This is a genomic window from Flavobacterium sp. GW823-FHT06G12, from assembly GCF_058794775.1.
Genome location: NZ_JBXAHE010000002.1, coordinates 800,209 through 825,066, shown reverse-complemented (window position 1 = coordinate 825,066; position 24,858 = coordinate 800,209). Strand labels below are relative to the sequence as shown.

Sequence of the window (24,858 nt, the reverse complement as noted above, 5' to 3'; positions counted from 1 at the left end):
TGCTTGAGAAATAAAGGCGAATAAAAAATGAATAAAAATACTACAAATTTCCCCATTAAAAAAAACCGCTTTCCTCAAATAACGAAAAAAGCGGTTTTATTTATTTTAAAAACTTCTTGTACTACAAATCAAATTTAATTCCCTGTGCCAACGGAAGATTTGTTGTATAGTTGATTGTATTCGTTTGACGTCGCATATATATTTTCCAAGCATCAGATCCAGATTCTCGTCCTCCTCCAGTTTCTTTTTCACCTCCAAAAGCACCTCCAATTTCAGCACCAGAAGTTCCGATGTTTACGTTTGCAATTCCGCAGTCAGAACCTGATGCAGATAAAAATCTTTCGGCTTCACGTAAGTTATTCGTCATTATTGCAGAAGATAATCCTTGTGCAACACCATTTTGAATTTCTATCGCATTTTCTACATCACCAGAATATTTAATTAAATATAAAACTGGAGCAAAAGTTTCATGCTGTACGATTTCAAACGAATTTTCAGCTTCTGCAATTGCAGGTTTTACATAGCAGCCGCTTTCATAACCTTCACCAGATAATACTCCTCCTTCAACAAGGATTTTTCCGCCTTCGGCAACTACTTTATTTAATGCTGCGGCATACATTTCTACAGCATGAGTATCAATTAGTGGTCCAACATGATTTTTTTCGTCAAGCGGATTTCCGATTCGTAATTGTTTATAAGCCGCAACCAGGGCATCTTTTACTTTATCATAAATACTTTCGTGAATAATCAATCTTCTAGTAGAAGTACATCTTTGTCCAGCAGTTCCAACAGCTCCAAAAACGGCTCCGATAACAGTCATTTTAATATCTGCGTCTGGAGTAACAATAATGGCGTTATTTCCTCCTAATTCTAACAATGATTTCCCTAATCTTCCTGCAACAGTTTGCGCTACAATTTTTCCCATTCTAGTTGAACCTGTGGCAGAAATAAGCGGAATGCGAGTATCTGCAGTCAACAACTCTCCTATTTTATAATCTCCGTTTATTAAACACGAAATTCCTTCTGGAAGATTGTTTTCTTTTATAACTTGAGCAATTATATTTTGGCATGCAATACCGCAAAGAGGTGTTTTTTCAGATGGTTTCCAAACGCAGACATCACCAGAAATCCAAGCTAAAGCTGTGTTCCAAGACCAAACTGCAACTGGAAAATTAAATGCTGAAATAATCCCAACAATTCCCAACGGATGGTATTGTTCATACATTCTATGTCCTGGTCTTTCAGAATGCATTGTTAATCCGTGAAGTTGGCGCGATAATCCTACTGCAAAATCACAGATATCTATCATTTCCTGAACTTCACCATATCCTTCTTGCAATGATTTCCCCATTTCGTAAGAAACCAATTTACCAAGAGCTTCTTTATTTTGTCTCAATTTTTCTCCAAACTGACGCACAATTTCACCACGTTGTGGAGCAGGAATTAATCTAAATGTTTTAAAAGCTTCTGCTGCGGTTTGAATTGCTTTTTCGTAATCTGCTGCCGTTGACATTTTTACCGAAGCAATTAATTTTCCATCAACTGGCGAATAACTTTCCAAAATTTCTCCAGAAGAAAAATTGTTAATTCCTGTTGATGTTCCTTCATTTATTGTCTTGATGCCCAATTTATCAAGAGCTTCCTTCATTCCAAATTGCGATGCTATTGTTGTCATTGTAACTTTTTTAGTTAAAATTGTTATATTTTTATGTAAAGGTATTGTTTTAGAATTAATTTTTGATTGAAGTTAATTCATAAATGAACGTAAATTTAAGCTTATTTTATAGTATTAACAGAAACGAAACTTCAATATTGAATTTATTTAATGAAATTTGCAGTACTTAAAATTAAAAATATGACCCATTCTTTTAGGCTTCTGCTTTGTTTTCTCTTAATTTCAACAAATATATTCTCTCAAAAAGGAAAAAGTTCTTTTTCTGTAGTTCCATTAGGCGTAATGGGTGGTATTGACGAAAAAAATCTTTCTGCTTATTTAATCGCTCCAGCCAACACAACTGATTATATCTGCCTTGATGCTGGAACTGTAAACGCCGGAATTGAAAAAGCTATTGAGAAGAAAACTTTTAAAGTTTCTACAAGTGAAGTTTTACGAAAATACATCAAAGGATATTTGATTTCGCATGCACATTTAGATCATGTTTCAAGTTTGATAATTAATTCTCCTGCCGATTCTTCTAAAACAGTTTATGCTACAAATAAGTGTATGGAAATGATGGAAAACCATTATTTCAACGATCAGACTTGGGCTAATTTTGGAGACGCAGGACCAGGATTTCCTTTAAAAAAATACCATTTTCAGACTTTAAATTTGGGAGAAGAAACTTCTTTGACGAATACCAAAATGACAGTTAAAGCATTTTCGTTAAGCCATGTTAATCCGTTTGAGAGTACTGCTTTCTTAATTAAAAATGAAAATGATTACGCTTTATATTTAGGCGACACAGGACCAGATGAAGTAGAAAAAAGTAATAATCTTCGTGATTTATGGACCGCAGTTGCTCCATTGGTTAAAGCCAAACAATTGAAAGGAATTTTTATTGAAGTTTCTTTTCCAAATGAGCAACCAGATAAATTCTTGTTTGGTCATTTGACTCCAAATTATTTAATGAAAGAACTTCATGTTCTAGAGGATGTAGCTGGAAAAGGTTCTCTTGAAAACTTTAAAATTATTATCACACATTTGAAACCGCCTGCAAAGAATATTGCAAAAATTAAAGAGCAGTTAAAAGGGCAAAATGATTTAGGATTGAATATTATTTATCCTAAACAAGGGGAAAAGCTTGAGCTATAGATATTATTTTGTAAGTTATTTTTTATATTTTAGCCAGATAAATTATATTAAATGGAAATTATTTGGTCAAAAAAAGCAAAATATAACTTTTACTCTATTCGAAATTATTTAGAATTATATTGGTCACCATTAATAGCAGAAAAATTTATTCTCGATGTACTAAGAGTAAATAAGTTATTAGAAAAAAATCCTCAAATAGGAAAATATAGGGATGATTTAGAATGCCGGGAAATAGTAATCTCAAAACATATTACTTTATATTATGCAATAAAAGAAAATCAAATAAAACTGATTGCTTTTTGGAATAATCGCCAACGACCTTTAAATCCTTATGATTTGTAAATCTATATAAGTTTTTTACTTCTTAATTCTGCCAGCATTTCTTCATGAGTAATAAAATCTCCATTTTCGAGATCACGTTTACCCTGCTCGATTTCCTCTTTTAATTCTAATCTAAAGTTTTCTTCTGGAGAAAGAATTTTAGCAATAGAAAGCATTTCATCGGCAGAAAAAGTCTGAGTCTTTAACTTACGATAGAACGTTGGACTTGGAATACCAACTTGCTCAATAATATAGCTTTTTTTAAAGGGTGATTTGTTCATTAAACTCTCAATATTATCGACAATATTTTTATATGCAATTATTTCTTGTATCATTTTTGATATATTTATGAGTTATTTGTAATACAAATATACTTCAAAAATGATACAATCTTCTTTTTTAGCGTTAAAAAAATAACCCAACAAGCTTACAATAGTTGTTGGGTTATTTTTTATGTAATTAACATTATTTCTTCATTTCTTCGCCACAAACCTCGGATCAGTTTCCATAACAGTTCCGCAATTATCGCAGGTTCTTAATTCTTCTGAATTATAAAAATGTTCAAAATGAGGAAGGAAATCTTTTTCGATATTATGAAGTTCAAAATACACTTCGTACAGTTTATGATTGCAGTTATCGCAATGCCAAATCAAACCATCTGTAAAACCTTGTCCAGCACGTTTACGTTCTATTACAAGTCCGATAGAACCTTCTGAACGAACAGGAGAATGAGGCACTTTTGCAGGATGTAGATACATATCGCCCGCATTTAATTCCATCTCTTTACGCTGTCCATCTTCCTGAATAACAACCTTAATATTTCCTTCTAACTGATAAAAAAGTTCTTCTGTTTCGTTATAATGGTAATCTTTTCGTGCATTTGGTCCTGCAACAATCATTACAATATAATCTCCAGAATCAACATATAAGTTTTTATTTCCAACAGGCGGTTTTAGTAAATGACGGTTTTCGTCAATCCATTGGGTCAGGTTAAAAGGTTTTGCTATAGCCATTTTTATTCAAAATTTATGAAAAGCTAAGGTAGTGAAAAGTATTCAGTCTCAGTCGCAGTTTTCAGTTTTGCTGAGATTGATTACTGTGGCTGAGACTTAATACTTATTTAAATTCTTTTATCAAATAAATATAAACTGGAAAATGATCACTAAAGCCAGCTTCCGCCAAAGTGTTCCGCAACGGATAACCTTTGTATTGCCCCGAATTTTGAATAAGATAAGGTCTGCTGAAAATGCCCGCTTTCCAAAAATTAAAAGTCGAAAAATCCGATTTAACCAAAGAGGCTGTCATAATAATTTGATCAAAAATATTCCAAGAATCACGATAAGCAATAGTTCCTAAACCTTTATTGGCAAGCTCTTCAAACGGATTAAAAACTCCAAATTCCGAAACTTCAGCTCTTATTCCTTTTGCACCTAGTCCTGATTTTATGCTTTTGTTTGATGGTGAATCATTAAAATCTCCCATTGTCAATACTTTTGCCTGAGGATTAATCCTTTGCAAAGAATCAATAATTTTCCTGTTCAATTTTCCCGCTGCTTCCCGAAATAAACTAGTTGCCTTTTCGCCGCCTGATCTCGATGGCCAGTGATTGACAATAACATGTATTTCTTCATCTTCTAAAAATCCCGAAACCAAAAGTTGATCTCTTGTAAAAACTCGATTTTTATTTTCTTTCTTAACCTCTATTTCGTCATCTAAAATTTCTGTTTCTTCTTCTTTTTTAGGAATTTCTTTTCTATAAATAATTAAAGGAATATTCGAATAAGAAGTTGGTCTGAAATACTTTTTCTGATAAAGTAGCGCCACATCGATACCACGCTTATCTGGAGAATCAAAATGAATGATTCCTAAATCCAACGGCTGTAATTTTGGCTCTTTTATCAAATCTTCTAAAACGGCTCTATTTTCTATTTCTGCTCCCCCAATTAAAGTTGGCGCATTTGAATTATCTGGTGTTCCAATTTCAGATAGAACTCTTGCCAAGTTCTTTAGTTTCTGCTGGTATTTCTCTATTGTCCAATGCTGTGCCCCGTTTGGAGTCCATTCATCATCATTTGTAAATTCATCATCTACAGTGTCATAAAAGTTTTCAAAATTGTAAAAAGCAACTGTATGTATTTTGTACTTTTTGGATTGGCTAAAAAGAACTGACGTTCCAAAAAGAAAAAGCAGAAAAAATCTAAATTTTAAAGGCATATATAAGATTTTAAAAAGACAAATCTAATTAAAAAATGTAAGATTTTTACTTAAATAAAATTTCAAAATATTACATTTGTTTCTTGTAAAAGTCTTGTACCTTGCTCAAAAAATCTGATCATTTATAACATGAAAAAAATACTGTTTTTTACTTTCTTCTTAAGCTCTTTAAATACATTTTACGGACAAAAAAACAGTTCTCGAGCAGAGGAAATCAGAAAACAATACAAAATTCCAGAATTGGCTTATGCAGTTGTTTCTTCAGATTCTATTCTTGAAATTGAAGCTTTAGGATTTCAACGTTACAAGTCTTCTCATAAAGCAAAAATTAATGATATATTTCGTTTAGGATCCATCACAAAAACGATCACAAGTTATATCGCAACGACTTTAGTTAAAGAAGGGAAGATAAAATGGGATACCAAATTCTTTGATTTGTATCCTGAATTAAAAGCAGAAAGTAATCCAGAAATCTATAACGTAACCTTGCAAGATTTCTTGACATTTCGAGCCCCAATTCCAACTTGGTCTTATGGAAATGAAACGCCAAATCAACAAGAAATAAAAGGAAACAATCAAGAACAGCGTTATGAATTTATAAGCTGGTTTTTTAAACAAAAACAAATTGTTACTGAGAAACAAGATTGGTATGGTTCTAATCCAAGTTTTGTTGCTGCAGGTTTAATGCTCGAAAAAGCAACTGGAAAAAGTTATGAAACTTTAGTACAAGAATTAGGTAAAAAGTTAAGCATTAACTTCGGTTTTGGACAGCCAAACGTTACTGATATAAACCAGCCTTGGGGACATGATGAAAATTTGAAGCCTGAAAAACCATTTGTAAATTATAAATTAAATTGGCTTTCGTCAGCAGGAAATATCAATGTAAATCTTCCAGATTTTTGCAAATTTACACAGATGCAACTACAAGGTTTGTTAGGGAAATCAAAAGTATTGTCTGAAGAAGAATTTAATAAAATGCATTTCGGTTTTCCAGAATTTTCTTTTGGATGGTATTCCGAAATAAATGAAAAATCGGGTTTAAAATATTCTTTTCATTATGGAAATCCAGGAACATTTTTAACCAAAGTGTATATTTGCAAAGATATCGATAAGGCTTTTATACTATTTGCGAATGTGCAATCTGAAGAAGCTGACAAAGGTTTAATGCTGCTTCTTGCCGAATTGCAAAAACAATATGGAGGTTAAATTATTAAACCTTAAAAATTAATTTTATAATTTTAAGCAAAAGAAAAAAATGAATAAAAACTGCTTTCACCATATAAAGAGACACTTTGTCTTTTGTAAACTCGCATTTCTTATTTTTGCTTTACAATCATTCAACTGTCAATCTCAACAAAACATGATAACACCGCCTTATTTACAAAAGGGAGATACTGTCGCACTTTTGGCAACAGCAAGAAAAAACATCGACGATAACTTAAAACCAACAATAGATTTATTGCACAGTTGGGGTTTAGAAGCCGTAATTGGGTCAACAATTGGTTTAGATTATCATCAATTGGCTGGAACAGATGAACAGAGAGCTGCCGATTTTCAGAAACAAATGGACAATCCAAATATTAAAGCCATTTGGTGCGTTCGTGGCGGATATGGCACTGTTAGAATGTTAGATTTACTAGATTTTACGAAATTTAAACAGCATCCAAAATGGGTAATTGGTTTTAGTGATGTAACGGTTCTTCATAATCATTTGAACACGATGGGTTACAAATCTATTCATGGTATTATGCCAGTAACAGTCCCTAGAGCAACTCCAGATGCTGTGAGCTCGTTAAAAGCCGCTTTATTTAACGAACCTATTTCCTACTCTATTAGTCCAAATCCGATGAATCGTTTAGGAAGTGCAACGGGAGAATTGGTTGGAGGTAACTTGTCTATTTTATACAGTTTATTAGGATCTCCGTCTGCAATTGACTGTAAGGATAAAATTTTATTTATCGAAGATTTGGATGAATATCTGTATCACATCGACCGTATGATGATGAATCTAAGACGTAACGGATGTATCGAAAATCTAAAAGGAATTATCATTGGCGGAATGACAAGCATGAAAGACAATGAAGTGCCTTGGGGAAAAAATGCTTTAGAAATTATAGATGACGTAACCAAAAAATACAATATTCCTGTAATTTTTAATTTCCCAGCAGGGCATATTAGAGACAACAGAGCTTTAATTATGGGAAATACCGTTTCTATAGAAGTTACTGCTTCTGGAAGTACAGTTACTTTTAAAAAGTAATATCACATTGCTTGTTATTTAAGCAAATCTAACAATACCACATAAAATCTCGCAAAGACGCAAGATCGCCAAGTTTTAAAATGCTTTGTGATTTTGCGTTTTTTCGTGCAATAATTTCATTTAGTAAAAATAAACTCAAAGATTCACAGTGAAAACTATGGCTGAGACTGAATACTACAATAATGGCAGAACATAACGATTTAGGAAAATTAGGTGAAGATCTCGCAACGGATTATTTGGAAGAAAATGGATATTCAATTCTAGAACGAAACTTTGTTATCCAAAAAGCAGAAATAGATATAATTGCACAAAAAAATAATGTTTTGGCAATTGTTGAAGTTAAAACTCGTTCGAGTTTAGATTTTGGTTCTCCGCAAGATTTTGTGAAGCAAAAAAAGATTCAATTACTCATAAAAGCAGTAAATGCCTACATAAACGATAGGGAAAAGGATTTTCAGGAAGATTTAGAAATCCGTTTTGACATCGTTGCCATCCATAAAAATGGGGAATCATTTGCAATTGAACATCTTACTGACGCTTTTTATCACTTTTAACATAATTTTTTATTGTTATAATTGTAACAATTTGTTTTTTTATTTATATTTGCAAAGAATTATAACATCGTAATGTTAAATTAACTACCAACTCAACTGTTACCAAAAAAAAAAAAAGAATTATGAAAACTGTTTCTTCTATTGTAGAAAACTACATTAAAACAAAACCATTTTTATTAAATGCCCTGTCACTTGGAATTATCAACCTAACTTCACTTTCGCGAAATATTATGACCGAATTAGAAAGTGAGTTTGGCAAAGAAGTAAAACAAGGCGCTGTTGTAATGTCTTTAAAACGACTGACGGAAGAACTAGATTTTAAACTAAATCACAAAATCAATAAAGTAATTAAAAACATTGGTGAAATCACGGTTCGCTCTGAACTTACAGATTACACTTTTGCAGCATCTGAAACTGTTTTAAACAAACAAGCAGATTTGATCTCTGATATTAATGCTTTGTCTGATATTTTTTATACCTCATCTCGTGGAGTAAACGAAACTAATATCGTTGTCAGCAGTAGTGTAAATCACTTAGTTGAGAAACATTTTATGAGAGAAAAATTAATCCAAAAATTAGATAATTTAGCTTCTATTACAGTAAAATTACCAAAAGAAAACATTGTTGTTCCTGGTATTTACTACTTTATTTTCCAACGTTTGGCTTGGGAAGGAATCATCATCAATGAGGTAATTTCAACTTCAAATGAGTTTACCATTTTAGTTGGAGAAGATCAAGTTGATGTTGCTTTTAAAGTAATTAAAGACTTAAAAAACTAATTTAGAAAATATCTAATTTAAAAATCAAATTAGAGTTTATAACACTAAAATCCTTTTGTCTTCTATAGATAAAAGGATTTTTCTTTTGAAATAAAATGAGATAAAAGACCAAATTTCATATTTCGTAGATAAGAATATTCTCAAAAGTCAAATTCATAATTAAAATTTATTTTGCAATAGCGTCAAAATAACACTTACTAGTGCGACTGCGACTTAACAAGAGTTTTTGTTTCTTTCTTTAAAAAACTAACAAAAAATCCGAATTAAGTTTTTTTATATATAATTTGTTGCGAATATTATTTTTATATATTTGCGATGAAGTCAGACATCAGACCTCGCATTTTGATAGTTTAATACCATTGGAATTAAATAAACGCAAATTAAATTGTTAGAAGCGGCCAACCATAGTGAAAAATTATTGGTAAGTGAACTCAAAAAAGGAAACGAAAAAGCCTTTCGCCAACTTTTTGATTTATTCCACCAAGATATTTATGGATATAGCATCAGTCTTCTAAAATCAAAAGAGGCTGCAGAGGAAAATGTACAGGATGTTTTTTTGAAAGTCTGGCTCAATCGCGAAAGTTTGAATGTAGAACAATCTTTTAAATCCTACATTTTTACAATTGCCAGAAATCAGGCTTTTAATGTTTTGAATAAGGCTGCGAATGAAATTTTATTGAAAGAAGCCGTTTTCTACGAAAGTCAGAAATCACATGAATACGGAGATTATGCTATCCGGGAAGCCGATTGCAAAAAACTCCGAAAACAAGCTATGAAACAGCTCCCGCCCAAACGACGGCAGATTTTTAAAATGTCGCGGAAGAAAGGAATGAGCTACGAAGAAATAAGCGAGGAACTCGGAATCTCGATAAATACAGTCCGGAACCAAATGAGTAAAGCGCTCGAATCGATGCGCGGTTTTTTTCAACTTCACGATGAAATTATCTAACCAAAACCACAAATATTGCCCTTAAAATCACTCTTCGGAGTGATTTTTTTTGATTGTTTTTTTGCCACAGATTTAATGGATTTAAACAGATTATTTTTTTTAATCTGAAATGAGAAGAATTTCAACGTATTAAAATCCTTTTAATCTTTTTAATCTGTGGCAAAAAAAAAATCTATTGCCTCCAGCTTTAGCTGGAGGTTTATGAGAAATTAAGATTTAGGCTTTAGCCAAAATTATCTCATTTGGCTAAAGCCATAATTTGACACTAATTTTTTTTGACCTCCAGCTAAAGCTAGAGGCAATTGAAATTATTTTCGAAAATTATTTCACTCTTTTCTTATTCACAAAACACTAACAATCAAACATATAAAAAACACAAAATGTTAAAATTTAAAAATTTATAACGTTTGAGTAGTACTCAATTGCATCTCAGCTGTATTATAGAAACACAGAACCTAAAAACATTCTTAATGAATTCAAATTCTGAAATAAAAACGCTTTTAGAGAAGTTTATTTTAAATCAATGTACTGCCGAAGAAACAGAGCAAGTTGTTGCCTATTGCCGCAATAATAACCTTACCGATGAATTTCCGACAGTAGAGGAAGTAAAAAATCTCTTAAGCGAAATGCCAAAAATGGATGAGCAGAAAGCCAATTTAATTTTTGACAACATTTTATCTACAGCAAAAGATCAAGAAACAATTATCAAATTAGAGCCTCAAAAATCAAATTACAGAAAGTACATTTCTATTGCAGCTTCTGTTTTGGTTCTTCTTGGAGTTGGATTTGCTTACAAACAAGGTTTTTTTAGTAAAACTGCAGATGTCCCGTTCGATTTTAAAAGTTCTGACATTGTTCTTCAAATGGAAGACGGTAGTGTTCAGATTATTTCTGAAAATGGAAAAGTTCAAGTTCATGACAAAAACGGAAATATTGTCGGGAATCAAAGTGGTGATAAATTGGTTTACCAAAATCAAACTAATTCTGATAAGTTGGCTTACAACACTCTTAAAATTCCGTTTGGCAAAAAATTTCGTCTACAATTATCTGACGGAACTATGGTTCATATAAACTCTGGCTCTACTTTAAAATATCCTGTAAAATTTATTGCTGGAGAAAATCGTCAAGTATATCTTGATGGAGAAGCTTTTTTTGATGTGGCAAAAGATAAAAAACACCCTTTTATTGTAAATGCTGACAACTTAAATGTACGCGTTTTAGGAACACATTTTAACGTTTCTAATTATCCTGAAGATACATTTACAGATGTTGTACTTGTTGAAGGTTCTGTTGGTATGTACAGCTCTAACGAAGAATTTAATGCCGATAAAAGCACTATTTTAAAACCGGGTTATAAAGGAAGCTTCAACAAAGAAAATGCTTCAATCTTTACCAGACAGGTTATTACAGAAATTTATACTTCTTGGATAGATGGCGGACTTACTTTTAGAAATATGACTTTCAAAAACATTATTACTAAACTAGAAAGACGCTACAACGTAACGATCATTAATAAAAATGAAAAACTGGCTAATGAGAAATTTAATGCCAGCTTTAAAGAAGAATCAATTGAAAATGTTATGAGTTATTTTAATGACGTTCATGGCATTAATTACACCATAAAAAACGATCAAATACTAATTAAATAACCACTAAAACCAATACTATATATGATGAGATAACATTACGGGAATAAAAAAATCGGAAAGAGCTGCGAACAATTTCCGATTAACTAAGTGATTGAATATAACGAATTAACTACAATCAATTAACAAAATTATGAAAAAAAAATCTAAGAATAATGGGTTTCTATACTCATTGTTCCAAAATGACCTAAAATTGAAATTAACTACACTACTTATTTTGGTCGCCATGTTTAATATCAAAGCAAGTACTTATGCCCAAAAAACAAAAGTTACTCTTGATTTGAACAATTCAACAATCGAAAAGGTTATTGAGACCATTGAACAAAAAACGGATTTCAGATTTATTTACAAAATGAGTGATGTCGACTTAGATCGAACGGTTTCGATTTCTGTAAAAGAACAATCGATCTACACTGTTTTGGATAAAATTTTTAAAGGAACGTTTACTGAATTTAAAATTCGTGACACGCAAATTATCCTTAAAAAGCCAGAACTAAAATCACAAAATATTGAATATGAAAAAGAAACTATTTCTGGAATTATTACTGACGAAAATGGTGCCCCACTTCCTGGTGCGTCTATTTTAGAAGAAGGCACAAAAAACAGCACTGTAACTGATTATGATGGTAAATTCAAATTTATTGTCGAAAGCAGTTCTTCTGTGATTGTAATAAGTTTTGTAGGATATAAAACAAAAAAAGTTGCCGCTGGTAATGGTACTTTAAATGTTCAACTGGAACCAGATGCAACAAATTTACAAGAAGTTGTATTGGTAGGTTACGGTACCGCAGCTCGTAAAGATGTTACGGGAGCAGTATCTTCTATCAATTCAAAAGATATGAATCAAGGAGCAATTGTAAACCCTTTGCAATTGATTTCGGGAAAAGCTGCGGGTGTAAATATCAATCAAATTGGTAGTGAGCCAGGAGGTGCTCCGAGTGTGCGTATCAGAGGTATTTCTTCTCTTATTGGGGGAAACGATCCTTTAGTTGTTGTAGATGGAATTCAAGGAAACTTAGACTTATTAAGTCAGATTCCACCAACTGAAATCGAAAATATCGATATCTTAAAAGATGCATCGGCAACAGCTATTTATGGTTCTAGAGGTGCTTCTGGTGTAATTATGGTTACTACTAAAAAAAATAGAGCAGGCAAAACTACTATAGAATACATTGGAAATACTTCTATTGATTTTATCCCAAAAAAATTGGATATGCTAGATGCAAATCAATGGTGGGAAGCTGCACAAAAAGTTGGTGTTCCTGCATCTGCAAATCATGGTTCTGACACAGATTGGTATGGTCTTTTGACTAAAACTGGAGTAACTCAAAACCATACTTTGTCTTTTGGCGGTGGTGCTGATAAATTTAGTTATAGAGCCTCAATTAGTGCCATTTTGCAAGATGGGGTTGTAATTAACTCAAACAATAAAAAATACATTGCCCGTGTTCAGGCATCACAAACTGCCTTGGACGGAAAATTAAAACTGACTTATAATTTAAACAACGGAACCGATTTTACAACATCTAGTATTCAATCTATTGGGCGTGTAAATTATGTTTCTAACTTAATTACAAATGCATATTTAATGCGCCCAACTGATCCTGTTTTTAATACTGACGGAACGTATTTTACAGATCCAAACGTTTTTCAATACTTAAATCCATACGCTGCGCAACAGGAAATTATAAATGAGTCTGAGGCTGATAATTTATTTGGAAGTTTAAAAGCTGACTTAGATTTATTTGATGGATTAACTGCTGGATGGTTTGGAAGCTGGAGAAAAACCAATAAAACTATAGGCTTTTATGATCCTGCAAAATCTACAGATTCGCACGCAATTGATCAAAAAGGCTTTGCTAATATTACAGATAGCAGACAAAATGAAAAATTGATGGATATTAGCCTGAATTACAAAAAGACTTTTGGTCCTCACAGCCTTAATGTTTTGGCTTTGTACGAATGGCAAAAACAATTATATCAAGATAATTATTCTCAAATAAGAGGTTTTATTAACGACATAACAACTTATAATAGTCTACAGCTTGGAGATTTCTCTAAAGTTCTTCCTGGAGATATGAAATCGTCTAAATCAGACAGAACTTTAGTTTCTTTCTTAAATCGTATTAACTACTCTTATGCAGATCGTTATTTATTTACGGCAAGTTTAAGAAAAGATGGTGCTTCTGTTTTTGGATCTAATCAAAAATGGGGATATTTCCCTTCTGCTTCTGTAGCTTGGCAAGTAACTAAGGAGTCATTCATGACAAACCAAACACTATTTAATGAGCTTAAATTACGTGCAGGATATGGAGTTACAGGAAATCAGCAAAATTTATTGCCACAAGGTTCAATTGCATTAGTTGGACTTGGAGATCCTTCAACAATTTATTTTGGAGGTCAGCAAATCACAAACTTTTTTCCAAGTCAAAATGCAAATCCTGATTTGAAATGGGAAACAAAAAAACAAACCAACATTGGTCTTGACTTTGCTTTGTTAGAAAGTAGATTACGAGGAACTATCGATGTTTATACTTCTACAACTGATAATTTATTATTTGATTATACAGTACCTCAGCCTCCATATCCTTACAATAAAATTAAGGCAAACGTAGGAAGTATTTTGAATAAAGGTCTTGAAGTTTCTCTTGCTTATGATGTAATTAAAAATGAAAATACAACTCTTACACTTGCAGGAAACGTTTCGCTAATAAAAAACGAAGTGCTTAATTTAAGCGGAAGCATCAATGGAGTTCCTTTAAACACAGATTATGTTGCTTGGGGAGCAAATGGCGCTAACTCTTATTTAATAAAAGGACAGCCTGTTGGAACTTACAATATTTTACATCATACGGGTGTAGATGCTGCAGGAATTGAAACTGTTGAAGATCGTGATGGAAATGGTATAATTGATCAAGGTGACAGAAGCCCAGATAGAGTTATTAGCGGATCTGCATTACCAAAATATACTTATGCATTTAATCCAACTTTTGTTCATAAAAATTTTGATGCTTCAATGTTGTGGAGAGGTTCGGGAGGAAATAAAATCTATAACCAAGTACGTGCCAATATAAGCCGTCTTGAAAATATTGGTAAATCTAACATTTTAGCAAGTGCTGTAGACGAAGGAATTTATTCTTCTCCTTATGCCTCAGATATGTATTTAGAAGATGGTTCATTCTTGCGTCTAGAAAATGTTACTGCTGGATATAATTTTCGTTTCACAGATGTTAAATACATCGAATCTGTTAGAATCTCACTTACTGGAAACAATCTTTTACTTATTACCAACTATTCTGGTATAGATCCAGAGGTAACTTTGAGTGGAAGTGGAAAACCTGAGGACAACTTTGGTGCAGATAGAGGAATTTATCCTCGTACAAGAAGTATCGCTATAGGTTTAAATGTAAAATTTAAATAGTAAAAGAAATGAAAATCAAAAATATATTAATACTAGGGAGTTTAACTTTCCTGTCTCTTGTTGGTTGCACCAATATTGATGAAAATGTGTACGATAAATACCCTCAGAACGATTTTTATAATTCACCCGAAGGTGCTGATGTCGCCCTTGCCAGTGTTTATGGTCAAATTGGAGGAAATTGGGATGGAAAGGGTTATGCTGGAGCTGATAACGGCTGGTACGATTTAAACTGTATGTCGGCAGATGAACAAGTTATTCCGCATAGAAATACAGGCGATTGGCAGTTAGATTTTGCTCGTGTTTACATGCATCAATGGCTTCCAACAGATTTAATGGTAAACAATACTTGGAATTGGCTTTACAAATCTATTTTCGCTGCCAATTTAGCTGTTTCTCAACTGGAAACCGCCAAAGCCGATGCTTCAAAGATTGCAGAAGCTAAAGTATTGCGCGCTTTTTTCTATTATCTATTAATGGACGATTACGGAAACATTCCTTTCTACACAGACAATAACACAACCGTAGATAAAATTCCGCAAGTGAGTCGTAAAGAAGTTTATGATTTCATCGTAAAAGAATTGACCGAAAACGTAGAATTGCTTTCTGGAACAAAAGGAGGAAATTATTACGGGCGTTTCAATAAATGGGCTGCTTATACCTTATTAGCAAAAGTATACTTAAATGCAGAAGTTTATACAGGGCAAGCAAAATGGGCTGAGTGTTTAGCTGCTTGTCAAAAGGTTTCTGAAGGAAACTTTAATCTTCACCCTGCATCAAACAATGCCTCAAGTCCGCTTGGAAATACGTATTATGAATTGTTTGGCGATGTGCTACCAGATGACGAAACTATCCTTTCTATATACACTACTGTAGATGTTGTGTCTAGAAATATTTTTACTGTTAGAAGTTTATATGGGCCTCACTGCCAAGCTCTTTTTGGATACAGCGGATGGAATGGTACAATTGTTCCAAAAGATTTTTATCTAAAATATACTGACAATGATATTCGTAAAAAACAATTCTTAATAGGAGAACAACCAGGTGGAACAAACTATACTCTTGATATAAGTTCATTGGATAATCCTGGAGCTGGTGCGCAAGAAGGTGTTCGTAACGTTAAATTCTACCCAGCAACTCCAAGAAACGGCGGAGGAGCATCAAACGACTTTCCTATTTACAGATATGCAGATGTTCTTTTAATGATGGCAGAATGTAATGTTCGTTTAAATAATCCTGCTGCTGCAAAACCATCTATCGATGCTGTTAGACAACGTGCTGGTTTAGGCGCTTTGGATAATGTGCCAACTCTAACTGATATTTATAACGAAAGAGGATTAGAATTGAACTGGGAAGGTCACAGAAGACAAGATATGATTCGTTTTGGTACTTTCTTATCGACAAAACAATTCATGGAAAGTTCAGAAGAATATAGAAAAATATATCCTATTCCAACTTCGGCTTTAAATGCTAATCCAAGTCTTAAACAAAATCCAGGTTACTAATTAAAAGTACTTGATATGAAATTGCCGTTCCTCAAAAATAAATTCAATAAAAGAAGTTCGGCAGTCTCATGGTACTTTAAAAACAAATAATAACTACATATGAAAAAATATATAAATAGATTATTTGCACTTACAGCCTTGCTTATTGTTGGAGCTGCTTGTGAAAATGATGCCGAATTGACCTATCTAAAAGATGTTCAGTTCCCATCTGAAATAAAAATTACACCAAGTACCACTTTTGTGCTTCTGGAAGACAATGCAGATACAGATGCAATTACCATTTCTTGGGATAAAGTTACTTTTCCTATTGAAGCGCCTGTAACATATGCAGTACAATTTGATGTTCCTTCAGATATTACAGGCTCAAATGCATGGCTAAATGCAACTCGTATTGAAGTAGGACAAGATGTTTTGACTAAGACTTTTTCTGTTAGAGATTTCAATAAAATTGCAACAGATTTAGGTTTGCCTGCAGATAAAGCCAACAAACTTATTGTGCGTGTTGAGGCTCAAATGGATAGAAAAGTTTTTTCAAAAAATGTTGAATTAACGGTTACTCCTTACGAAAAAGCAATTGTTTTTGGCGAAATTTACATGCCAGGTTCTTACCAAGGCGAATGGAATGTTGAAACTGCTTCTGTTTTAACCGCTATTGAAAAAGGCGTTTACCAAGGTTATGCCTCAGTTCTTCCAGGTTATGGAACAGGATTTAAAGTAAATACTGCTAGAAACTGGGAAGAATTTTATGGTTCTAGTGGCGGCGATAACATCCAGAAAATGAATACAACAGACTTACAAATGCCTGGCGAAGGTTCTTATCAAATTAAAGTAAATCTTAATACTTTAAAATGGTCTGCAACAGCTTATGCTTGGGGAATTGTTGGAACAGCTCAAACTGGCGGATGGGATAACAGCACACCAATGAGTTATGACCACCAGACAAAAACATGGAAAGTAACAGCAGATTTGGTTCCTGGAGCATTAAAATTCAGATTGAACAACAAATGGGATGTTAATTACGGACCAAAAGATGCTACAACAAATACAATTAATCGTGACGATCAAGGTTCTTATACCATTACCGAAGCGGGAACTTACGACGTTACATTCACGATTGATGAAACAGATCCAAACACAAATGGCTATCCTGCAACAGCAACTTGCACTATAGTTAAAAAATAATCTAACATATTCATACATGATAGATTAGTTTTGAGTGATACCTGCCTTTCTGAGCAAAAGGCAGGTTATCTAAAAACTAAAGCTCAAATTCTATCAAATTTAATTCTAAAATTATGAAGTCTAACACCAACATTTTTCTTGCTTTACTGCTTTCTTTAGCTTTTATATCGTGCAGTTCTTCTGAAGAAAATCCGAAACCAGATCCAAACACGGGAACAGAAAACGAATATCAGCAATATGGATCCCCATTTGATAAAGTTGCAGCCAATGAAGATGCCGTAATTTATCAGGTAAACGTACGTTCTTTCAGTCCAGAAGGAAACTTAAAAGGTGTTCAGAAACGACTTGGAGACATTCAGAAATTAGGTGCAAACGTCATTTATCTAATGCCTATTTATCCTGTTGGAAAAATAAAAATGGCAGGAAAATTAGGTTCTCCTTATTCAATTAAAGACTATAAAGCCGTTAATTCTGATTATGGAAACTTAGAAGACCTTCGCGCTCTAGTTACAGAAGCACACAGCAAAAATATGGCGGTAATTTTAGACTGGGTTGCCAATCATACTTCTTGGGATAATCAATGGATTACAGCACATCCAGACTGGTACCAGAAAGATGCCAGCGGAAACATTACTATTCCGCCAGGAACCAACTGGCAAGATGTTGCACAATTAAATTATACTAATGCAGAAATGAAAAAAGCCATGATTGATGCCATGTCTTATTGGGTTTATAATGCCAATATTGATGGTTTCAGATGTGACGCTGCCGATTTTGTTCCTGTAACTTTCTGGTCAGAAGCAATAACTAAAATCCGTAAAATCAAAAACCAAAGAATGATTTTAATGGCCGAAGGTTCAAGAGCCAATCATTATGATGCTGGATTCGATTATACTTTTGGTTTTGCTTATTTCGGCGCTTTAGAAAAAGTATTCTCAGAAGCGCAGCCTGCAAGTTATCTTCAAACAGAAAGTTCTAAAGAATACGGACAACTAGATTCTTCAAAACGCATTGTGCGCTATACCACAAACCACGATGTTAATCTTTCTGACGGAACTCCACTTGAGCTTTTTGGAGGCAAAAAAGGTTCGTTAGCAGCATTTGTAATTGCATCAAGCATGAAATCTGTCCCTATGATTTACAATGGTCAAGAAATTGGCTATAACAAACGCATTGATTATTTTGACAATGTGCCAATAGATTGGTCTACTGCAGATAATGATATGCTTTTAGAATACCAAAAAATAATTGCATTTAGAAATTCGAGTGAAGCACTTCGAAAAGGAAAACTAACGGGCTACAGCAGTAACGATGCAAGTGTTTTTACTATGGAAACTACAACTGATAAAGTCTTAATTGTGGCCAACATTAAAAACAAATCAGTTAAATATACCGCTCCAACAGCTTTGGCCAACACCAATTGGACAGATGCATTAACTGGCAATCCAATTTCTATTGCTTCAGAAATTAATTTAGAAGCTTATCAATACCTTATTCTTAAAAAATAACAAAAGCTTCTTATAATCCTAAGATTTGAAAAAAAGTAAATAACATGAATTTTCAATCCAAAAAAATACAGTTCCAAATTCGTTTGGGCAAAAAACTAGCGCTTTTATTTTTCGTTTGCACCTGTACATTTGCAGTAAAAGCACAAGAAATAATGTCGCCAGACAAAAATCTTTCGCTAAAATTTGAATTGAAAGAAGGCGGAATTCCGTCTTATCAATTATCATACAAACAAAAACCGGTTATTAAACCTAGTTCTTTAGGTTTAGAACTTCAAAATATGCCTTCGTTTTTGGATGGTTTTACCGTTACAAATACAGCACAATCTTCTGTCGATGAAAGTTGGAATCCGGTTTTAGGTGAAGAAAAAACAATTCGCAATCATTACAACGAATTACTTGTCACTTTAGCGCAAGCGAAAAACAATAACAGATTTATCAGAATCCGTTTCCGTTTATTCAATGACGGATTAGGGTTTCGATATGAATTTCCAAAACAAAATGACCTAAATTATTTTGTAATTAAAGAAGAACGTTCCGAATTCAATTTAGCTGGAAATCACAAAATTTTCTGGATTCCAGGAGATTATGACACCAACGAATATGCTTATACTACTTCAAAAATTTCAGAGATTCCTTCGCTGATGAAAAAAGCCACAATCGAAATCAATTCGCAATGGCCAATTGCAGCATTATCGGTACAAACGCCGTCAATGATGAAGTCTGATGATGGTTTGTACATCAACATTCACGAAGCAGCATTGATTAATTATCCAGCAATGTATCTTGAAGTTGATCCTGTAAACAATAAAATGATTAGTCATTTGGCGCCAGATGCTGTTGGAGCAAAAGGTTATATGCAAACCGACGCACAATCACCTTGGAGAACTATTGTGGTAAGTGATAAAGCAACAGATATTTTAGCTTCAAAATTAATCTTGAATTTAAACGAACCAACAAGTTACAAAGACGTTTCATGGATTAAACCTGTAAAATTTATCGGAATTTGGTGGGAATATTTTGTTGCAGGAAGAAGTACTTGGGCTTTTGGAAAAGAAACCAATGTAAAATTAACCGATGATTTTACCAAACTTACGCCAAACGGAAAACATGGAGCCACAACAGAACGTGCAAAAGAATACATTGATTTTGCGGCTAAAAATGGTTTCGATGCAATTCTTATCGAAGGATGGAATATTGGCTGGGAAGATTGGATTAACAACTGGAAAGAAGAAGTTTTTGATTATGTAACAGCTTATCCCGATTTTGACGTAAAAGCGGTTCATGAATATGCCGCTTCAAAAGGAGTGAAAATTATCATGCACCACGAAACTTCTGGTTCTGCAACCAATTATGAAAGGCGTTTAGATCGTGCTTTTCAGTTTATGAATGACAACGGTTACGATGCTGTAAAAACAGGCTACGTAGGAAAAATTATTCCGCGTGGCGAACATCACGACGGACAATGGATGGTGAATCATTACATTAATGTTGCCAAACGTGCAGCCGATTATAAAATTATGATTGACAGCCACGAAGCAGTTCGTCCGACTGGATTAAACCGTACTTTTCCAAACTGGATTGCCCAGGAATCTGCACGCGGAACTGAGTTTGAATCTATGGGAGGTTTAGCACCAGATCACACAACCATTTTACCTTTTACAAGATTAATGGGCGGACCGATGGATTACACTCCGGGAATTTTTCAGACCGATCTTTCGTATTATGGAACAGGAAGTACACAACGCGTAAATACCACTTTAGTAAAACAATTGGCATATTATGTAACTATGTACAGTCCGTTGCAAATGGCTGCTGATATTCCTGGAAATTATGAGCGTTTTCCAGATGCATTTCAGTTCATCAAAGACGTTGCCGTAGATTGGGATAACAGTTATATTCTAGAAGCCGAACCGGGGGATTATATTACAATTGCAAGAAAAGCAAAAGGCAAAAACGAATGGTTTATTGGCGGAATTACAGATGAAAATGCAAGAACAGCAAACATTTCATTTGATTATTTACCTGCAGGAAAAAATTTCGTTGCCACTATTTATGCAGATGCTAAAGAGGCTAATTGGAATCATGATCCACAAAAATATACGGTTACTAAAGTTATCGTAAACTCAAAAACAAAATTAAAACAGTATTTAGCTCCTGGCGGAGGTGTTGCCATCAGCATTAAAGAAGCCACTGCTACAGAATTAAAAGGATTGAAAAAATTATAACTTAAGATTCTAAGGTTCTGAGCCACTAAGTTTCTAAGCTTTTTGCTACGACTCGAGCGATAGCGAACAGGCGAAGCAATTACACGAATTAATACTATTTAAAAAATTAGTGAAAATTAGTGCAATTCGTGGCAGAAAAACTATGCTCATTTTTGAGCAAAAAAAACTTACTATTTTGAAAACTATTAACCACAAAATGTTTGTCGAATTTAAATACAATGCGAGTGAAAATGAATTTTAGTTAAGAAATGCCGACAAGCATGCAAAAACTATTATTATGAAAATAAACAATACCCCTAGATTATTTCATATTACCAAAGCATTAGTTTGCTTTCTACTATTATTTGCAGGTTCAGTTTATGCACAAGATCCTGCACAATACGGGACACCTTTCGCTGGTGTTCCTGACACGAGAGATATCAACATGTATCAAGTGCATATTCGTCCGTTTAGTGCCAACGGAGATTTAGCCGGAGTAACCGCCCGATTAGACAATATAAAAGCACTTGGAACAAATGTTATTTATTTAATGCCGATTTTTCCGCATGGCACCGATTCCCGAAGTTCGGCTTCACCCTATTGTATCAAAGATTTTAAAGCCGTGGGTTCTGAATATGGCTCCTTAGCCGATTTAAGAACTTTGGTTGATGGCGCTCACAGCCGCGGAATGGCTGTAATTCTAGACATTGCCATCAACGGAACTTCTTGGGATAATGTTTGGATTGCTTCACATCCTGAATATTATAAACGAACAGGAACTACGATCCAGCAATTAGGAAACTTCTCCGATATTGCTGCGCTTGATCTTAATAGTTCTGCTACACGAGCGGCCATAAAAGACGCCATGCGTTACTGGATTTTTGCCGCCAATATTGATGGTTACCGCTGCGATTATGCCAACAATCCACCTTTAGATTTTTGGTCTGAAGTGAATTCAAATCTTCGAAGCATAACTTCTCATAATTTATTAATGCTAGCCGAAGGCGATAGACAAGAAAACTTTCAAGTTGGTTTCGATATGAATTATGGAGACAGATGGTTTCATAGCGGTTTATATGATATTGCTAATGGAGGTCCTGTTTCTCAAAGAATCCAAGATCAGACTACTTATGAATATGCTAAAGCTACTGGAAATCAGCAAATCGTTAGATATACTGGTAACCATGATACTTACACCAATGATGATGGTGTGAGAAGGCCATTTGTTGTATTTAAAAATCACAACGGAATTGTTGCCAATTTCTTGGTTTCGGCTTATATGAGAGGTGTTCCTTTTTTAATGAGCGGACAAGAAATAGATTACGAACCAAAAACCGATTGGCCTTGGACAAACTTTAAATTCAACTGGTCACAAAACCCGACTGCTGCAGCCGATTTTGCTAAAATTTTAAACTTTAGAACAACAAGTGCTGCCATCAGACGTGGTGATTTAACAACTTATGCAAATGACGATATCAGTATTTTCACTAAAACATTAGGTTCAGAAAAAGTAATCGTAATGTCGAATTTAAGAAATGCGGCTAAATCGTATGTTATTCCAGCAGCTTTGGCAGGAACTTATGTTAATCCTTATAACAATAATGCTTCTGTGACTTTAACTGCAGGTGCTACACGTAATTTTGCTGCTTACGAATATTTAGTTTTAACCAATACAAATGCACCTGTTGTTGCAGTAACAGGAGTTTCTGTTAGTCCAACTACGGTAACTGTTGGTTTAGGATCAACACAGCAATTAAATGCCACAATTGCTCCAGCAAATGCAACCAATCAAAATGTAACTTGGACATCGAGCAATACAGCTGTTGCAACTGTAAATGCTTCTGGTTTAGTTACGGCTGTTGCTGCAGGAACCACAACAATAACAGTAAAAACAGTTGACGGAAATAAAACAGCAACTTCGGCTATAACTGTTGCTGCAATTCCTGTTTCTTCTGTAGCAGTATCTCCTACCTCAGCAAGTTTGTATGCAGGAAATACACAACAGCTTACAGCGATAATCTCGCCTGCAAATGCAACAAACAAAAATGTAACTTGGAGTTCAAGCAATACCGCAATTGCAACTGTAAATTCAAGCGGACTTGTGACGGCAGTTGCGGCAGGAACAGCAACTATAACAGCTACGACGCAAGACGGAAACAAAACTGCTTCGGCCACCATTACCGTTAATCCAAATACAAATTTTACGGTTTATTTCTACAAACCATCAAATTGGGGAACTGGAATTAAAATCTACTATTGGAATGCTTTACCAACAGGAGTTTTAGCAACTGTAAACTGGCCAGGAGTAAATATGACTGACGCTGGAAACGGCTGGTACAGCTATACTTTTACCAATGTAACTTCGACCAATTTAATTTTCAATGATGGAACAAATCAAACAGCCGATTTAAGCAGAGATAAAAACGGATGGTATATGAACAGCGCTTGGTACGATTCTAATCCAGGAACTGGTGTTGCGGTTACAAGTGTTAGTTTAAGTCCAACAACAGCTTCATTAAACGTTGGCGGAACACAGCAATTAACCCCAACAATTCTTCCAGCAAATGCTACTAACAAATCGGTAACTTATAGTTCAAATAATACAGCTGTAGCAACTGTAAATGTTTCTGGTTTAATTACCGCTGTAGCGAATGGAACGGCGACAATTACCGTTGCAACTGTTGACGGAAACAAAACTAGTACATGTCTGGTATCGGTTACAACTGCTTCTGGAGGAGGAAATTATTATACGATCAAAAATAGATGGACTGGCGCTTATTTATCTGATGCAGGAACAAATACAGGTTACGGAACATCTGTTTCTGGCAACAATTACAAATGGCAAAAAATCGCAATTGATGCCACTTATTTTGTTCTTAAAAATGTTGCAACAGGAGAATTAATGAATATTGAGGGCCAGACAGGAAATGTACAATGTAACATAACCGATACTACTTTCTGGAGCGCGCAATGGTCTAGCGATTACATTGACGGAACTTGGGTTCGTTTAAGAAACAGATGGCAGACAGGAAATATTATTCATATTGAAAACCAAACGGGTGCTGCACAATACGGAAATTCTCAAGACGGCTGGTACAGCGCTCAATGGCAATTGGAAGCGACAACAGTTGGTACATCAAGAATGATTTCAAGCGCAGAAGAAGTTTCTGCAACAGAACCAGTAATCGGTATTTACCCAAATCCCGCTACAAACAATGTATTTAATATTCTAATGCCAGAATTAGCAAGTGGAGATGCTGCAGAAATTTTTGTTTCTGATTTGAACGGAAGAACTCTTCTAACTGAAAGACTTTCGTCTTCAGGGCAAGTAAATCATCATTTATCTTCTGGAATTTATATTGTAAATATTATTTCTAAAGATTTTAATGTGACCAAAAAACTGATTGTTAAATAAGCTGGTTTTAGCTGAAAAATCAAAGGCGTATGAAAATTTCATACGCCTTTTTTTATTTTATTTTGCCACAAATTGCACGAATTGACACGAA

Annotated in this window: 18 protein-coding genes; 14 read left to right on the top strand and 4 right to left on the bottom strand. The window is 34.1% G+C overall.

Going from position 1 to position 24,858, the window contains the following annotated elements:
- Window positions 1-121 precede the first annotated feature (121 nt).
- Entirely contained in the window at window positions 122-1,675 is a 1,554-nt protein-coding gene (gene amaB, locus AC1Q5Z_RS10450) for an L-piperidine-6-carboxylate dehydrogenase (RefSeq protein ID WP_492444689.1), read from the bottom strand.
- A 180-nt stretch (window positions 1,676-1,855) separates the two neighbouring features.
- Between amaB and AC1Q5Z_RS10445 the strand changes: the two genes are divergently transcribed.
- Both AC1Q5Z_RS10445 and AC1Q5Z_RS10440 read left to right on the top strand, forming a co-directional pair.
- Window positions 1,856-2,812 (top strand): MBL fold metallo-hydrolase, encoded by a 957-nt coding sequence (locus AC1Q5Z_RS10445; RefSeq protein WP_492444687.1) that lies wholly within the window; start codon window positions 1,856-1,858, stop codon window positions 2,810-2,812.
- A gap of 51 nt (window positions 2,813-2,863) precedes the next feature.
- On the top strand, window positions 2,864-3,154 hold the full coding sequence (locus AC1Q5Z_RS10440) for a type II toxin-antitoxin system RelE/ParE family toxin (RefSeq protein ID WP_343588660.1): 291 nt from the start codon (window positions 2,864-2,866) through the stop codon (window positions 3,152-3,154).
- A gap of 2 nt (window positions 3,155-3,156) precedes the next feature.
- Here AC1Q5Z_RS10440 and AC1Q5Z_RS10435 read toward each other — a convergent pair whose 3' ends face one another.
- The 3 genes from AC1Q5Z_RS10435 to AC1Q5Z_RS10425 form a co-directional block, all read right to left on the bottom strand.
- Entirely contained in the window at window positions 3,157-3,468 is a 312-nt protein-coding gene (locus AC1Q5Z_RS10435) for a hypothetical protein (RefSeq protein ID WP_091128812.1), read from the bottom strand.
- Window positions 3,469-3,606: 138 nt separating this feature from the next.
- On the bottom strand, window positions 3,607-4,146 hold the full coding sequence (locus AC1Q5Z_RS10430; protein ID WP_343588661.1) for a 3-hydroxyanthranilate 3,4-dioxygenase: 540 nt from the start codon (window positions 4,144-4,146) through the stop codon (window positions 3,607-3,609).
- A 103-nt stretch (window positions 4,147-4,249) separates the two neighbouring features.
- On the bottom strand, window positions 4,250-5,347 hold the full coding sequence (locus AC1Q5Z_RS10425) for an endonuclease/exonuclease/phosphatase family protein (RefSeq protein WP_343588662.1): 1,098 nt from the start codon (window positions 5,345-5,347) through the stop codon (window positions 4,250-4,252).
- A gap of 129 nt (window positions 5,348-5,476) precedes the next feature.
- Here AC1Q5Z_RS10425 and AC1Q5Z_RS10420 point away from each other — a divergent pair, with 129 nt between their 5' ends.
- The 12 genes from AC1Q5Z_RS10420 (at window position 5,477) to AC1Q5Z_RS10365 (ending at window position 24,767) form a co-directional block, all read left to right on the top strand.
- Complete coding sequence (locus AC1Q5Z_RS10420) at window positions 5,477-6,553, top strand: serine hydrolase domain-containing protein (RefSeq protein ID WP_492444684.1); 1,077 nt, start codon at window positions 5,477-5,479, stop codon at window positions 6,551-6,553.
- A gap of 154 nt (window positions 6,554-6,707) precedes the next feature.
- Window positions 6,708-7,607, top strand: coding sequence for a S66 peptidase family protein (locus tag AC1Q5Z_RS10415; protein ID WP_286971473.1), 900 nt, complete (start codon window positions 6,708-6,710; stop codon window positions 7,605-7,607).
- Window positions 7,608-7,789: 182 nt separating this feature from the next.
- Complete coding sequence (locus tag AC1Q5Z_RS10410) at window positions 7,790-8,161, top strand: YraN family protein (protein ID WP_492444682.1); 372 nt, start codon at window positions 7,790-7,792, stop codon at window positions 8,159-8,161.
- Between the two features lie 122 nt (window positions 8,162-8,283).
- Window positions 8,284-8,940 (top strand): hypothetical protein, encoded by a 657-nt coding sequence (locus AC1Q5Z_RS10405; protein WP_008466087.1) that lies wholly within the window; start codon window positions 8,284-8,286, stop codon window positions 8,938-8,940.
- Between the two features lie 385 nt (window positions 8,941-9,325).
- Complete coding sequence (locus tag AC1Q5Z_RS10400; RefSeq protein WP_345156869.1) at window positions 9,326-9,889, top strand: RNA polymerase sigma factor; 564 nt, start codon at window positions 9,326-9,328, stop codon at window positions 9,887-9,889.
- 470 nt (window positions 9,890-10,359) lie between these two features.
- Window positions 10,360-11,538 (top strand): FecR family protein, encoded by a 1,179-nt coding sequence (locus AC1Q5Z_RS10395; protein WP_492444681.1) that lies wholly within the window; start codon window positions 10,360-10,362, stop codon window positions 11,536-11,538.
- Between the two features lie 190 nt (window positions 11,539-11,728).
- Window positions 11,729-14,956 (top strand): SusC/RagA family TonB-linked outer membrane protein, encoded by a 3,228-nt coding sequence (locus AC1Q5Z_RS10390; protein ID WP_492444679.1) that lies wholly within the window; start codon window positions 11,729-11,731, stop codon window positions 14,954-14,956.
- Window positions 14,957-14,964: 8 nt separating this feature from the next.
- Entirely contained in the window at window positions 14,965-16,458 is a 1,494-nt protein-coding gene (locus AC1Q5Z_RS10385; protein WP_343588669.1) for a RagB/SusD family nutrient uptake outer membrane protein, read from the top strand.
- 99 nt (window positions 16,459-16,557) lie between these two features.
- A complete protein-coding gene (locus AC1Q5Z_RS10380) occupies window positions 16,558-17,640 on the top strand; it encodes a SusE domain-containing protein (RefSeq protein ID WP_286971485.1) in 1,083 nt (360 codons plus the stop codon).
- Window positions 17,641-17,753: 113 nt separating this feature from the next.
- Window positions 17,754-19,148 (top strand): alpha-amylase family glycosyl hydrolase, encoded by a 1,395-nt coding sequence (locus AC1Q5Z_RS10375; protein WP_343588671.1) that lies wholly within the window; start codon window positions 17,754-17,756, stop codon window positions 19,146-19,148.
- 44 nt (window positions 19,149-19,192) lie between these two features.
- Complete coding sequence (locus tag AC1Q5Z_RS10370; RefSeq protein WP_492444676.1) at window positions 19,193-21,373, top strand: glycoside hydrolase family 97 protein; 2,181 nt, start codon at window positions 19,193-19,195, stop codon at window positions 21,371-21,373.
- Between the two features lie 277 nt (window positions 21,374-21,650).
- Window positions 21,651-24,767 carry an Ig-like domain-containing protein gene (locus tag AC1Q5Z_RS10365; RefSeq protein WP_492444674.1) on the top strand — a complete coding sequence of 1,039 codons (3,117 nt, stop codon included), beginning with the start codon at window positions 21,651-21,653 and terminating at the stop codon, window positions 24,765-24,767.
- Window positions 24,768-24,858 lie beyond the last annotated feature (91 nt).

Coding starts and splice junctions, on each gene's coding strand:
- AC1Q5Z_RS10445 (WP_492444687.1), top strand. CDS start 1,856: ATGACCCATTCTTTTAGGCTTCTGCTTTGTTTTCTCTTAATTTCAACA.
- AC1Q5Z_RS10375 (WP_343588671.1), top strand. CDS start 17,754: ATGAAGTCTAACACCAACATTTTTCTTGCTTTACTGCTTTCTTTAGCT.
- amaB (WP_492444689.1), bottom strand. CDS start 1,675: ATGACAACAATAGCATCGCAATTTGGAATGAAGGAAGCTCTTGATAAA.
- AC1Q5Z_RS10430 (WP_343588661.1), bottom strand. CDS start 4,146: ATGGCTATAGCAAAACCTTTTAACCTGACCCAATGGATTGACGAAAAC.
- AC1Q5Z_RS10365 (WP_492444674.1), top strand. CDS start 21,651: ATGAAAATAAACAATACCCCTAGATTATTTCATATTACCAAAGCATTA.
- AC1Q5Z_RS10425 (WP_343588662.1), bottom strand. CDS start 5,347: ATGCCTTTAAAATTTAGATTTTTTCTGCTTTTTCTTTTTGGAACGTCA.
- AC1Q5Z_RS10370 (WP_492444676.1), top strand. CDS start 19,193: ATGAATTTTCAATCCAAAAAAATACAGTTCCAAATTCGTTTGGGCAAA.
- AC1Q5Z_RS10385 (WP_343588669.1), top strand. CDS start 14,965: ATGAAAATCAAAAATATATTAATACTAGGGAGTTTAACTTTCCTGTCT.
- AC1Q5Z_RS10440 (WP_343588660.1), top strand. CDS start 2,864: ATGGAAATTATTTGGTCAAAAAAAGCAAAATATAACTTTTACTCTATT.
- AC1Q5Z_RS10395 (WP_492444681.1), top strand. CDS start 10,360: ATGAATTCAAATTCTGAAATAAAAACGCTTTTAGAGAAGTTTATTTTA.
- AC1Q5Z_RS10415 (WP_286971473.1), top strand. CDS start 6,708: ATGATAACACCGCCTTATTTACAAAAGGGAGATACTGTCGCACTTTTG.
- AC1Q5Z_RS10420 (WP_492444684.1), top strand. CDS start 5,477: ATGAAAAAAATACTGTTTTTTACTTTCTTCTTAAGCTCTTTAAATACA.
- AC1Q5Z_RS10380 (WP_286971485.1), top strand. CDS start 16,558: ATGAAAAAATATATAAATAGATTATTTGCACTTACAGCCTTGCTTATT.
- AC1Q5Z_RS10410 (WP_492444682.1), top strand. CDS start 7,790: ATGGCAGAACATAACGATTTAGGAAAATTAGGTGAAGATCTCGCAACG.
- AC1Q5Z_RS10435 (WP_091128812.1), bottom strand. CDS start 3,468: ATGATACAAGAAATAATTGCATATAAAAATATTGTCGATAATATTGAG.
- AC1Q5Z_RS10405 (WP_008466087.1), top strand. CDS start 8,284: ATGAAAACTGTTTCTTCTATTGTAGAAAACTACATTAAAACAAAACCA.